At 38.9% G+C, this 11,916-nt stretch carries 13 protein-coding genes and 1 pseudogene; 8 read left to right on the plus strand and 6 right to left on the minus strand.

The window, feature by feature from the left end:
* On the plus strand, window positions 1–2,674 hold a 2,674-nt coding region (locus tag OCI93_RS20455; RefSeq protein WP_315942825.1), incomplete at its 5' end, for a FimV/HubP family polar landmark protein.
* A 72-nt stretch (window positions 2,675–2,746) separates the two neighbouring features.
* Here the strand turns inward: OCI93_RS20455 and OCI93_RS20460 are convergent.
* Window positions 2,747–3,076 (minus strand): SUI1 family translation initiation factor, encoded by a 330-nt coding sequence (locus OCI93_RS20460; RefSeq protein WP_261594858.1) that lies wholly within the window; start codon window positions 3,074–3,076, stop codon window positions 2,747–2,749.
* A 207-nt stretch (window positions 3,077–3,283) separates the two neighbouring features.
* Between OCI93_RS20460 and OCI93_RS20465 the strand changes: the two genes are divergently transcribed.
* The 4 genes from OCI93_RS20465 to OCI93_RS20480 all read left to right on the plus strand — a co-directional run bounded on the left by OCI93_RS20465 (window position 3,284) and on the right by OCI93_RS20480 (window position 7,314).
* Complete coding sequence (locus tag OCI93_RS20465; RefSeq protein ID WP_261594857.1) at window positions 3,284–3,589, plus strand: STAS domain-containing protein; 306 nt, start codon at window positions 3,284–3,286, stop codon at window positions 3,587–3,589.
* A gap of 24 nt (window positions 3,590–3,613) precedes the next feature.
* The gene (locus OCI93_RS20470) at window positions 3,614–5,266 is read left to right on the plus strand and encodes a fused response regulator/phosphatase (RefSeq protein WP_261627202.1); all 1,653 of its coding nucleotides are present in this window, start codon (window positions 3,614–3,616) and stop codon (window positions 5,264–5,266) included.
* 65 nt (window positions 5,267–5,331) lie between these two features.
* Window positions 5,332–5,997, plus strand: a complete 666-nt coding sequence (locus tag OCI93_RS20475; RefSeq protein ID WP_261594855.1) for a GAF domain-containing protein — start codon at window positions 5,332–5,334, stop codon at window positions 5,995–5,997.
* A gap of 123 nt (window positions 5,998–6,120) precedes the next feature.
* The gene (locus tag OCI93_RS20480; protein ID WP_261594853.1) at window positions 6,121–7,314 is read left to right on the plus strand and encodes an amino acid aminotransferase; all 1,194 of its coding nucleotides are present in this window, start codon (window positions 6,121–6,123) and stop codon (window positions 7,312–7,314) included.
* Window positions 7,315–7,413: 99 nt separating this feature from the next.
* Here the strand turns inward: OCI93_RS20480 and OCI93_RS20485 are convergent, their stop codons facing one another.
* Window positions 7,414–7,728: a YebG family protein gene (locus OCI93_RS20485; RefSeq protein WP_261594852.1), complete on the minus strand. Its 315-nt coding sequence runs from the start codon at window positions 7,726–7,728 to the stop codon at window positions 7,414–7,416.
* 444 nt (window positions 7,729–8,172) lie between these two features.
* On the opposite strand from OCI93_RS20485, the gene OCI93_RS20490 reads away from it, so the two are divergent.
* Window positions 8,173–8,481: a ComEA family DNA-binding protein gene (locus OCI93_RS20490; RefSeq protein ID WP_261594851.1), complete on the plus strand. Its 309-nt coding sequence runs from the start codon at window positions 8,173–8,175 to the stop codon at window positions 8,479–8,481.
* 29 nt (window positions 8,482–8,510) lie between these two features.
* Here OCI93_RS20490 and OCI93_RS20495 read toward each other — a convergent pair whose 3' ends face one another.
* Both OCI93_RS20495 and dsbB read right to left on the minus strand, forming a co-directional pair.
* Entirely contained in the window at window positions 8,511–8,813 is a 303-nt protein-coding gene (locus tag OCI93_RS20495; protein ID WP_261627203.1) for a DUF6170 family protein, read from the minus strand.
* Window positions 8,810–9,325, minus strand: coding sequence for a disulfide bond formation protein DsbB (gene dsbB, locus OCI93_RS20500; RefSeq protein ID WP_261627204.1), 516 nt, complete (start codon window positions 9,323–9,325; stop codon window positions 8,810–8,812). The genes OCI93_RS20495 and dsbB overlap by 4 nt, the downstream gene beginning before the upstream one ends.
* Window positions 9,326–9,506: 181 nt before the next feature.
* Here dsbB and fadR point away from each other — a divergent pair, with 181 nt between their 5' ends.
* Both fadR and OCI93_RS20510 read left to right on the plus strand, forming a co-directional pair.
* The gene (gene fadR / locus OCI93_RS20505; RefSeq protein ID WP_261594847.1) at window positions 9,507–10,220 is read left to right on the plus strand and encodes a fatty acid metabolism transcriptional regulator FadR; all 714 of its coding nucleotides are present in this window, start codon (window positions 9,507–9,509) and stop codon (window positions 10,218–10,220) included.
* A 242-nt stretch (window positions 10,221–10,462) separates the two neighbouring features.
* Entirely contained in the window at window positions 10,463–11,068 is a 606-nt protein-coding gene (locus OCI93_RS20510) for a peroxiredoxin C (protein WP_261594846.1), read from the plus strand.
* 190 nt (window positions 11,069–11,258) lie between these two features.
* Here the strand turns inward: OCI93_RS20510 and OCI93_RS20515 are convergent, their stop codons facing one another.
* Complete coding sequence (locus OCI93_RS20515) at window positions 11,259–11,531, minus strand: hypothetical protein (protein ID WP_261594845.1); 273 nt, start codon at window positions 11,529–11,531, stop codon at window positions 11,259–11,261.
* 278 nt (window positions 11,532–11,809) lie between these two features.
* Window positions 11,810–11,916 (minus strand): annotated as a pseudogene (locus tag OCI93_RS20520) (IS982 family transposase); the annotation flags it as partial.

Here is an 11,916-nt window from a genome sequence, read left to right on the forward strand (position 1 = left end):
AGAGCAAGCACCTGAGACAGAGCAAGCACCTGAGACAGAGCAAGCGTCTGAGCCAGAACCTGAAATAGAGCCAGAGCCTGAAATAGAGCCAGAACCTGAAATAGATCCAGAATCTGAAATAGAACCAGAATCTGAAATAGAACCAGAATCTGAAATAGAGCCAGAGTCTGAAATAGAGCCAGAGTCTGAAATAGAGCCAGAATCTGAAATAGAGCCAGAACCTGAAATAGAGCCAGAACCTGAAATAGAGCCAGAACCTGAAATAGAACCAGAACCTGAAATAGAGCCAGAACCTGAAATAGAACCAGAACCTGAAATAGAACCAGGATCTGAAATAGAACCAGAATCTGAAATAGAGCCAGAATCTGAAATAGAACCTGAATCTAAAGCGGTCGATGAACGAACTGAAAGTATTGAAGGTGAACTAGACGAGTCTGACTTGGATGACATCGACGATTTGTTACAAAGTGATCAAGAATTAAACGAAAATCAATTTGATGTATCGCTTGATGATATTGTTGATGATGAAGACGAGGTGCCTGAGCAAACAGTAGATGAGCAACCCGAGCTTTCTCAACTACAAAGTGTCGATGATTTATTAAATGAGCTGGATGAAGAAGAGCTGGATGATTGGGACGATGATCTCGGTCATGAAGAAGAAATTGCGCTAGGAGATGATCCTCTCGCTGATGAAGTTGATTTATCTGAAGAGGGTAATGAAGAAGAGCTAGAAGATTTGGTTGAGCCCAGCATGGAGCTTGAGAGTTATCCAGAACTTGAGCTTGATGATAGTCTTGGCGAGCCATCAATTAGTCAAACAGAGCAAAGCTTAACTGATGCCATGGCTGAAAGCTCTCTTGCAACAGATGAGCTGGATAATGAGCTGGATGAATTAAATGAAGAAATGGAAGATAGCGATCTTGATTTAGAACCTTTGGATGATGAACTTGACGAGCCAGATGCTACTTTAGGTGACGCTTTACCTGACGTTGAGCACCTTGCTGCAGGTGATGAAGAGGCATTAAGCAAAGAGTTAGATGAGCTTGCTACTGATGATAGCGCTGATGAAGCATTATCAGATGATGAACTTGACGGGTCAGATGTGATAAGTGATGCACTAGATGACCCTGAGCAGAGCAACAACGAAGAGATCTCAGATGAAGATTTAGAGTCTTTACCTGAATTTGAGTTGGGATCTGATGATGCTGCTGAAGATGAGATTTTGCCTGACGTTGAGAGTGCCGATTCGGATGAAGGCGAGGCGTTAAGTGAAGAGCTAGACGAGCTTGCTAGCGATGATAGCGCTGATGAAGCATTATTAGATGATGAACTTGATTTAGAGTCTTTAGCTGAGTTTGATGAGCAAGCAGCACAAGAGTCGTTGAATGATGAACTCGACGAGTCAGATGTGATCAGTGATGCACTAGATGACCCTGAGCAGAGCAACAACGAGGAAATCTTGGATGAAGATGTAGAGTCTTTACCTGAGCTTGAATTAGAATCGGATGACGATGTAGATGAAATGTTACCTGACGTTGCGGATGATGACGAGGCATTAAGTGAAGAGTTAGATGAGCTTGCCACTGATGATAGCGCTGATGAAGCATTATCAGATGATGAACTTGATTTAGAGTCTTTAGCAGAGTTTGATGAGCAAGCTGCACAAGAGTCGTTGAATGATGAACTCGACGAGTCAGATGTGATAGGTGATGCACTAGATGACCCCGCGCAGAGTAACAACGAGGAAATTCCGAATGAAGACTTAGAGTCTTTACCTGAGTTTGAATTAGAATCGGATGACGATGTAGATGAAATGTTACCTGACGTTGCGGATGATGACGAGGCATTAAGTGAAGAGTTAGATGAGCTTGCCACTGATGATAGCGCTGATGAAGCATTATCAGATGATGAACTTGATTTAGAGTCTTTAGCTGAGTTTGATGAGCAAGCAGCACAAGAGTCGTTGAATGATGAACTTGACGAGTCAGATGTGATAAGTGATGCATTAGATGACCCTGAGCAGAGTAACAACGAGGAAATTCCGAATGAAGACTTAGAGTCTGTACCTGAGTTTGAATTAGAATCGGATGACGCTGTAGATGAAATGTTACCTGACGTTGAGCACTCAGTTGCGGATGAAGATGACACATTAGCTGAAGCCTCTATTGATGAAGCTGCAATTGAAGATGAGTTTATGTCTGACTTGACCCAGTCAGATTTTGATTCGTTGCTAAACGAGCTTGCTGAACCTCAGCCAATAGAGCCGAGTGAACTTGATGATGTTGAGGTGGATTTTGACTCTTTACTTATGGATGAGGAAGTTAATGAAGACATTGAAAGCGAGACGATTGAAGGCAGTGATGAACAGTTTGTTGATATAGATGACCTACTCGCGCAAAGCGATGACTTTGAAAAAGAAGATGAACCCTACATTGATCCTAATATGGATGTAGGATTGACTGACTTTGATAGTTTGTTAGCTGGTGAAAATGCGCCAGATGTAGACCTAGAGGAGCAAGGTTTCTCGGCTAAATTAGATTTGGCTAGAGCTTATATTGAAATTGAGGATTACGACTCAGCCAGTAAAGTGGTTGACGACGTGTTAAGTCATGGTCCAGATGGTGTGCAACAAGAGGCCACTTCGCTTAAAGATAAAATCAAGGGTAATACTTAGAGTTTGATGATCTTGCCTCAATTTGAGGTAACTAATTGGGGCTATTAAAGTATCGTAGCCCCTTGGCAAGAGTTAGCCTCCTGCAATTTTTACTTTAAACTTTAAAGCTTCTAAAATTTGCTTTAGCTTTTGTCTATCGTCACCCTGAATTTCGATAATACCATCTTTGAGTGCACCACCTTGGCCCATTTTACTTTTCAGGGTTTTAGCAAGCTTTTTTAAGTCATGTTGTTGTGAATCTATACCGACCACTAACATAACCCCTTTACCTTTTCTGCCTTTTGTTTGTCGCTCAATTCTTATGAAGCCATCTTTAAAGGTTTGAGCGGTTACTTCTTGTTTGGTTACCTTAGTATCAATTCTGCCGACTTCAGTGGAGTAAACTAAGCGATTATCAGACATCTCTGTGACCGTAATTTATCTATTAGATTTATGGATCATAACATTTTTGACTACTGCACGAATAGTTTTTACCTTGCGGTTGGATTACGCATTTGAAAAAACACATAAAAAAAACACTGTTAGTGAAATTTCTGGCTAAACTTAGCAGAGCGAGTATATTTTAAACAGTACATAGATAACAAATTCAAACCATATTAGGAGCTTAACATGAGTTTGAGCAAAAACGCTTCAGCAGACGGAAAAACTCTAACGATTCAAATAAGAGGTAAGTTTGACTTTAACTTGGTTCAATCATTTCGTCAGGCGTACGCAGATGTAGGGTCACAAACGCAAAAAGTGGTCGTTGATTTACGGGAAACTGACTATATGGACAGTTCAGCATTAGGCATGTTATTGAATATGAAAAAAACACTTTCGGACTCGGTTGAGACTATCCAAATTTCAAATTGCCGTCCTCAGTTAAAGAAAATACTGCAAATTTCTCGGTTCGATAAGAAGTTTGATATTGACTAAACGTTTTACATTGAGAGTTTAATTGTGCGTGTACTTGTTGTTGATGATCAACCTTTAAACTGTATATTGCTTAAGACAATGTTAGAGCAGCAACATTATGAAGTTGTTATTGCTAATGACGGAGCTCAGGCGCTCGAGATACTCAGTAAAAGTGAGATTGATATTGTTTTACTGGATGTGATTATGCCAGTGATGAATGGGTTTGAGGCCGCACCAAAAATTAAAGACTTTGCTGGTGATGTGTATATGCCTATTATTTTTATCACCACACTTGAAGATCACACCAGCTTTGAAAAGTGCTTAGCGGTTGGTGGAGATGACTTTATACATAAGCCTTTCGATAAGGTGATTTTATCCGCTAAAATCAGAGCACATGCTCGTACTAGAAGGTTAAGTCTAGAGGCTAATCAACAAAAGAAACAATTAGAGTATCACTACAATCAAATTGAACGTGAACACGAAATTGTTGAGCATATCTTTAGTAATGCCTTAGATCAGTCATCAAAATATCAAGAGTATTGTGACTATCACCTTTCCCCTGCCTCAATGTTTAATGGTGATATGTTCTTAATGGCAAAAAGTCCTATGGGTGGCTTCTATTGCTTACTAGGTGACTTCACGGGTCACGGGCTTGCTGCGGCAGTGGGTGCGTTACCGGCTTCTCGCATTTTTTACGCTATGGTTAGTAAAGGTATGGCAGTTAATGATATTGCCTATGAGCTTAATCAAGTCTTGAACTCGTTGCTTCCTAGTAACATGTTTTGTGCGGCGGCAATTGTTGAGCTTAGCGAGTCAGGTAAAAGCTTGTCGGTTTGGCTAGGTGGGTTGCCTGATTTGTACTTAATTAATGAAGCAGGGGATATAGTTGAAACCCTAGAGTCTCAGCATATGGCGCTGGGGATTTTAGACAGTGATGAGTTTGAACGAAACACAATTCATCTTGAAGTTGATACAAGCCAAAGATTATTGATGGCCACTGACGGCATAATTGAAACTGAAAATAAGCAAGGAGAAATGTTTGGTGAACAAAGGCTAATTCAAGCACTTAAAAGTACTTCGCATGTTTCTACAGAGCGAATAGTTCAGCATACACAGAGGTTTTCTGAGCATAGTGCCCAACAAGATGACTTAAGTATTGCGATCATTAATTGTTTACCGGGTAAAGTGATAGCCAAGCCCCCCGTTGAATATTCTAGTTTACCTTTTGAACTAGGTGTGAATATTGATGAAAAGAATATTGCTAGTGCGGACCCAATTCTTGAGCTGGTTGATGTACTAAGCAAAGTAAAAGGGATTGGAGAGCATAGATCAAACATCTTTTTATTACTCTCTGAAGCATATAATAATGCTGTCGATCATGGTGTATTAGGGCTTGATTCAGATATTAAGAATAAAGAAGATGGCTTTTTTGAGTTTTATCAATTACGAGCGAGTGCATTAGATAAGTTACAAAGTGCTTTGATAGAGGTAAATGTCAAGTATTCGCCACAAGCTGGGACTCTTAACTTTTCAATTAGTGATTTTGGAGAAGGGTTTCGGCCAAAGTTAAATCAAAATCAAGATACAGGTTTACAACAAGAACATGGAAGAGGGCTTAGGTTGCTAAAAGAAATAGCAAAAGAAGTATATTTTAATAGTTCTGGTAATGAGGTCACAATCATCTATTCACTGCAATAATTTATTTTCAAAGCTTACTTAGCATGTTAGTCTTAGCCTTAATTTTTAGATGTTTGGATGGCTAGATGGTTTCTTTGTATCTTTCACTGTCAGGATTAACCGTAGACCCTGAAAAAGTTGAACTTGCACTTTGTAAGTTAGATCAATTTTTAGATGAACAACACAATATTACTGATGGAGTATGGTCATATTTTATTCCAGAGCTTGGTGAAGGAGGTGCATGTAGTTTATTTGGTCACCTTCAAGAAGCGCCTTTTGATCTCAGTACACTGTTACTACCAAGCGATAAAAATCGTATTGCTTTGAGTCGACTACAGTCACTGGTAAATTTTGTTCAACAAGCCAGTAATGTTGACTGGTTTGGCATTTATCAAGCAAGGAGTACTAGTGAAGGTGAACAGCTACTAAAATTAGCCTATAGCGGTGCCCCGAGCCGACCACTTTTTCCCATTAATCAAAAATTTGCGGAAACTAGCAATAATATACAGGTTGTAATGAGTGGCCGCGCTCGTGTAATTAATGATGTACAAGAGTATGTTACCAACGGTGGTGAGTATTATACTTGTGACCCAAAGGTCCAAGCTGAGAGCTGCTTACCATTGTTTGATGATGCAAACAACTGCGTTGGTATCATTGATGCGGAAGCTTTTAGCAAAGATTTTTTTACACCAAACATGCTAGCTTTACTAATTGCTGTATGTATTAAAATCCCTCAATATCTACCAGAGTGATTAAGCTCGTTTTGACAAAAATTTATGTTAATATGAGCCGAGTTTAAATTCCACAGTTCAGCAATAACGGCACCTGTATAGTGATCACGTTGTTGCTGATAAAACATAAAATAAGAGATGACCATGTTCAGCGAACTAAAACCACTACCTACAGATCCGATCCTTGGCTTGATGGCTGCTTACAAGCAAGATACAAACCCGAACAAAATTGATTTAGGTGTTGGGGTTTATAAAGATGAACACGGTGATACACCTGTGCTAAAAGCGGTTAAGCAAGCTGAAGCATTTCGATTAGAGAATGAAAAAACGAAGTCTTATATTGGTTTAGCAGGTAATTTAGAGTTTTGTCACAAGATGGAGCAGTTGCTACTTGGCGAACATCGTACGTTACTTGCAAATAGAGTTCGTACAGCGCAAACCCCTGGTGGTACAGGTGCATTGCGTGTAGCGGCTGAGTTTATTAAACGTTGCAACAGCAATGCAACAGTGTGGGTTACTACTCCGACATGGGCAAACCACATTAGCTTATTTGAAGCTGCTGGTTTGACTGTTAAAGAATACCCTTATTATGATTATGAAAACAAAGGGCTACTTTTTGATGAGATGATCAATACGCTAAAACAAGTACCTAAAGGCGATATTGTATTACTTCACGCATGTTGCCATAACCCAAGTGGTATGGATTTAAATGAAGAACAATGGAAAACGGTTGCTGAGCTTGCAAAAGAAGTTGGCTTTACACCTTTGATTGATATTGCATATCAAGGTTTTGGTTCAAGCTTAGATGATGATGCAAAAGGTTTACGTTTGATTGCTGATACTGTTGAAGAGTTGATAGTATGTTCATCTTGCTCAAAAAACTTTGGTTTGTACAGAGAGCGTATTGGTGCCTGCACGTTGATAGCTAAAGATGCTGCAACAGCTGATATATCAAACTCAGTATTATTAAGTGTCGTGCGCAGCATTTATTCAATGCCACCTGCACACGGTGCTGACATCGTAAATACGATTTTAAGTAGCGAAGAGCTAACTAAAATGTGGCACGAAGAGCTAGATGAAATGCGTACAAGAATAAATGGTTTACGCACACTGATTAAAAATAGTTTAGCAGCCAAAGGTGTCGATCAAGATTTCTCATTTATTGACAGGCAAAACGGCATGTTTTCGTTTTTGGGTATTAATAAAGAGCAAATTGAACGTCTACAAAAAGAATATGCAATATATATTGTTGGCTCTAGTCGTGTGAATGTAGCGGGTGTAAGCCATACAAACATAGATTATTTTGCCAATGCTGTTGCAGATGTTTTAAATAAATAAAGTGAAAACTGAAAAAGCCGCATCATGCGGCTTTTTCACTAACTGATAGAGCGTTTGTTCTTGTAAAAGACTTCATAGAAAAAGCCACTAGCTTTACAACTAAGCCTCTTTTAGTGGTGTTACGTTCTGTTCATTAGATTGAGTCACTGGCTTTGACTTTTTTGCGGCTGTTGATTTGGCCTCGGGCTTACCCCCTTTCAAAACCATTAAAAACGCATCCTTTTGCTTGGCAATTTCTAAGGCTAAAGACTCAACTTGTTGCTCACTCAAAGGTACGTCAACTTTAGCAAGCATTTGTTCTAGAGACTCAGCGACATCTAACATTTTGTCGTATGCATCGGCCTCTTTTTTACTGGTAAAGGTCATGCGCTCGACTCCGTTTCTTTCAACCACATACTTAATAACAACAGCCATTATCACTCCCACTAAACACTGTTTTTTTATACAGTAAAACTTTGCGCTAAATTATGCAAGGTTTAATTGAATGTCAATCATACGTGCTAGTTCAAATAGTACAACTTTATTAAATAATCTTAGCTCTGAATAAGCGAGTCTACTAAATTGAGCAATTTAGCTCACTCTAGGTGTTGCTTTCATTTGTAATTGGCGGCTATTACAAGTGAAAGCGTCTTAATATTAAAGAAATATCATCATTGGATTGTAAGTAAGAAAATTAACAAAGTATTTCCTATTGAAAAGCCTTTATTCAAACCAGAGGTTAAATAAAAATAATAGTTGATTTTCATCATCTATTGCTTGACAAAATTTGATTACTTTTCTTTATTTAAAGTCCTTTTGTAGTAAATGTGGTACCGATTACAAAAGGTAATTAAGGACTAAACTAGTTAAGGAACTACTATGATGCAAACAATTTTACTTGTTGTAACGCTTTTTATTGGTTTTGGTGTTACTGCCAACCCCCTCGCTCAAGAAGTACATACGGACGAAGTCGCGAACATTATCACTGATGAACTACAGCCAATTGATATTAACTCAGCACCCATTGAGCAGTTAACATTGCTACCAGGTGTTGGTCAAAAAAAAGCTCAGGCGATTATTGATCATCGTCAAACACATGGCAGATTCGATAGCTTAGAATCATTACTACAAGTTAAAGGGATTGGTGAGCGTATTGCTGCCAAACTGGAAGGGAAAATCCGCTTTTAAAATAGGCAAGGGGCCTTGCTTTGGCCCCTTTACGTTTGTTCTGACTTAAATTGCTCTACTGCCTTAGCTAAATTAGATTGAGCGAATAGAATCTCTATTGGTCTGGTTAGTAGTGGGTAACTAAGCCCAGCAGCAAGTAGAATTGGCAATAAGCTCCAACCCTCAAAGTAGGCTAAGGCGATAAAAAAAGGGGTTAATACTGAGAGTTTCGTTATACGTAACATCACCTTTTTTGTAGCGGGCAAAGTGTCTAAAGCTATCGCTAGTATCAACTGTCTCTCCCGTAGTTTATACCCTTCAAGCGCTTTGATAAAACCTAAACGAATAGTCATTTTGACTTACCAACTATAGTAGCAGCCATTATCAAAATAAAACTTAGGCTGTAAAAAGCAAAGATGATCTCCATCCAGCCTGGCATACTCATGTTCATAAATGACCAGTCTATGTTACCACAGTCACCTGTCGCTGCGAAAAAGGCTGGCAACCATTCGTGTAAAGGCATAAAAGAGGGAAAGTTTGGTACTATATCACACGTAAAAGCGAATGGGTCTGTCGTGGTTTGCATATTGATATGCTCACGTGCTATCAGCCAGCCCCAGATGCTACTAATGCCCCAAATGGCTAATCCCGTACCTTTGTATAGCCAATTCGAGGGCAATATATAGCCGACAATGCCTGCACCGAGTAACCCAAGCATTGCTGTACGCTGATATATACACATAATACATGGTTCTAAATTCATGACATACTGGAAATAAAGTGCGATCAGCTCAAATAGTGCAGCACTTAAAGCAAGTAAGGCCCAAGCCTTTTTTGAAGATGGCAAGCTACTTAACCAATTCATATCCACTCCTAGGTTTATTTTTGTGGGCTATTATGAGCCATAAACTGTTTTAGCTGCAACTAATCTTGTTAGAGTCTGCAATCAAGCTCAGTCACCTTCTTTGCTTGTTAGTTGAAAATCATCTGGTACAATCAGTGGTTTGCAGAAAGTGCATTCACATATTCAAACAAAGTGGTGTTAAATGAGAATTTTCAAAGCCAAAAGCCCAGCTGGATTTGCTGAGGAGTATATTGTTGAATCTATATGGAATGGAGAATTTCCGCCTGGTTCTATTTTACCCGCAGAGAGAGAGCTATCAGAGCTAATTGGCGTTACCAGAACTACTTTGCGTGAAGTACTTCAGCGTCTAGCCCGAGATGGTTGGCTTACCATTCAACACGGAAAGCCAACGCGCGTGAATAATTTTTGGGAGACTTCAGGATTAAATATCTTAGAAACGTTAGCGCGTTTAGATGAAGATAAAATGCCTGAGTTGACAGATCAGTTGTTGTCGGCGCGCACTAATATCAGTGCCATATATACACGTGCAGCAATTAAATTTAACCCAGAATCGGTAATAGAGATTTTATCGAAAAGTGATGAACTAGAAGATACTGCAGAGGCATTTGCTGAGTATGATTATCGGGTTCATCATCAATTAGCGATTGCAGGTAATAACCGTATTTATGTTTTGGTACTCAATGGCTTTAAGGGCTTGTATTCAAAAATTGGCGGTCATTATTTTTCTGATGTACGTACCAGAGAGCTTGCTAGGCAATTTTATAAAGACCTGACTGTTTTAGCGCAAGAGAATAACCATGATGGTGCGATTTCACTCATGCGAAAATATGGTCACAAAACAGCCGAAATTTGGCAGCAGCTTCGTGGTGAAATGCCCGATAATATTATGGATTAAGTTAAGTTTAACAAACGCCTCGTTTAACGGGGCGTTTTTGTAACTATTAAGCTAAGGTTAATCAAAAAAATAGATGGTGGTTATCGTTTTATTCGATTGTTATTTTTATTAGATGAAGCATAAACTGGTGCAAAATTTTGAGGTTGTTTTTTTATAAATTGCCTCAATATAGTCAGTACAGTTTTAGTGCATGGATATGTGCTAAAAAATTGGACAAAAAACCTAACTATTTGGAGAAAACAATGGGTGTATTAGTAGGCCGTCAGGCTCCAGACTTTACAGCAGCAGCAGTACTAGGTAACGGCGAGATCGTAGATAGCTATAATCTACATGAAAAAATCAAAGGTAAAAAAGCAGTTATCTTCTTTTACCCACTCGACTTCACTTTTGTTTGTCCTTCAGAGTTAATCGCATTCGATAAGCGTTTTGAAGAGTTTCAAAAGCGTGGCGTAGAAGTTATTGGTGTTTCAATTGATTCTCAGTTCTCACACAATGCTTGGCGTAATACACCAGTAAATGAAGGTGGTATTGGTCCAGTAAAATATGCACTAGTTGCAGATGTGAAGCATGAAATTTGTAAGGCGTATGACGTTGAGCACCCAGAAGCTGGTGTAGCATTTCGTGGTTCATTCTTAATTGATGAGCAAAGCAATGTACGTCATCAAGTAGTGAATGATTTACCACTGGGTCGTAACATTGATGAAATGCTACGTATGGTTGATGCACTAGCATTCCACAGCGAGCATGGTGAAGTTTGCCCTGCAGGCTGGACTGAAGGTAAAGCGGGTATGGACGCAAGCCCTGAAGGTGTTGCTAAGTTCCTATCTGAAAACGAAGGCGCGCTATAATAAGCACTTTGTTTTATAAAACCCGCTTCTAGGCGGGTTTTTATTTTCCAACACACCTTTTCTATTTCGGTATTCACCATCACTTTACCCCATACTCAATTTTTGCCCTACTAAGCGCAAAAGCACTATGCTTAGATATATAAAAATCGTACTTACCACAGGTAAGGCTAACAGGCTCACCAATGTTAACTCATTTGCCATGACTTTTTACCTCTGCGGGAGGTGTTGTTTGATTTTCAGTTAATTCAGTTGTTGGTATGCTGACATTATCTAGAGAAAAAGAAACAGACTCACGTGTTGTAGCTTTTAACTCCTCAATGCTGCTGTGAATACTGTTGGTAATTGTATTACTTATAAGGCTAGATAATTCACTGGTTACATCGGTAGTTAATTGATTCGCATGCGTAGATACACTGATGCTAGATAAAAGTACGATTGCTGATAATTTCGTTAATGTTTTCATAATTTTCATCCTTTTATAAGTTAGTCGCAATAGATGTTACAAAGGTTGTGCCATATTTTAAAAAAATATATCTACCTGATTATTAATGGTTTTTATTTTTTTGTGGTATTGGGATTGTAAATAAAGGCTACAAGGTTTAGCGAAAAAACTAACTTTTTCGTTAATTTCGCTATAACAATTAATCTATCCTTGACTTTGAAAACTGGCATGGCTTTACATAATTCTTTCATTGTTCTAGAGAAAAATACGAAAAATTAACTAATAAACCTGAGATCTGCTTAAGCGATAACTAATGCGTTAAGCTCTACGTCAGTTAAATTAAGGTGTGGCTTATTTTCTTTAAAGCAATAAGCCACCAATCCAGCCACTAAATTCAACATAAAGC

This window comes from Pseudoalteromonas holothuriae, assembly GCF_945859825.1.
GTDB classification, from domain to species: domain Bacteria; phylum Pseudomonadota; class Gammaproteobacteria; order Enterobacterales; family Alteromonadaceae; genus Pseudoalteromonas; species Pseudoalteromonas holothuriae.

Coding starts and splice junctions, on each gene's coding strand:
- OCI93_RS20495 (WP_261627203.1), bottom strand. CDS start 8,813: ATGACTATTCGTTTAGGTTTTATCAAAGCGCTTGAAGGGTATAAACTA.
- OCI93_RS20475 (WP_261594855.1), top strand. CDS start 5,332: ATGGTTTCTTTGTATCTTTCACTGTCAGGATTAACCGTAGACCCTGAA.
- OCI93_RS20485 (WP_261594852.1), bottom strand. CDS start 7,728: ATGGCTGTTGTTATTAAGTATGTGGTTGAAAGAAACGGAGTCGAGCGC.
- fadR (WP_261594847.1), top strand. CDS start 9,507: ATGAGAATTTTCAAAGCCAAAAGCCCAGCTGGATTTGCTGAGGAGTAT.
- OCI93_RS20465 (WP_261594857.1), top strand. CDS start 3,284: ATGAGTTTGAGCAAAAACGCTTCAGCAGACGGAAAAACTCTAACGATT.
- OCI93_RS20460 (WP_261594858.1), bottom strand. CDS start 3,076: ATGTCTGATAATCGCTTAGTTTACTCCACTGAAGTCGGCAGAATTGAT.
- OCI93_RS20490 (WP_261594851.1), top strand. CDS start 8,173: ATGATGCAAACAATTTTACTTGTTGTAACGCTTTTTATTGGTTTTGGT.
- OCI93_RS20510 (WP_261594846.1), top strand. CDS start 10,463: ATGGGTGTATTAGTAGGCCGTCAGGCTCCAGACTTTACAGCAGCAGCA.
- OCI93_RS20480 (WP_261594853.1), top strand. CDS start 6,121: ATGTTCAGCGAACTAAAACCACTACCTACAGATCCGATCCTTGGCTTG.
- OCI93_RS20515 (WP_261594845.1), bottom strand. CDS start 11,531: ATGAAAACATTAACGAAATTATCAGCAATCGTACTTTTATCTAGCATC.
- dsbB (WP_261627204.1), bottom strand. CDS start 9,325: ATGAATTGGTTAAGTAGCTTGCCATCTTCAAAAAAGGCTTGGGCCTTA.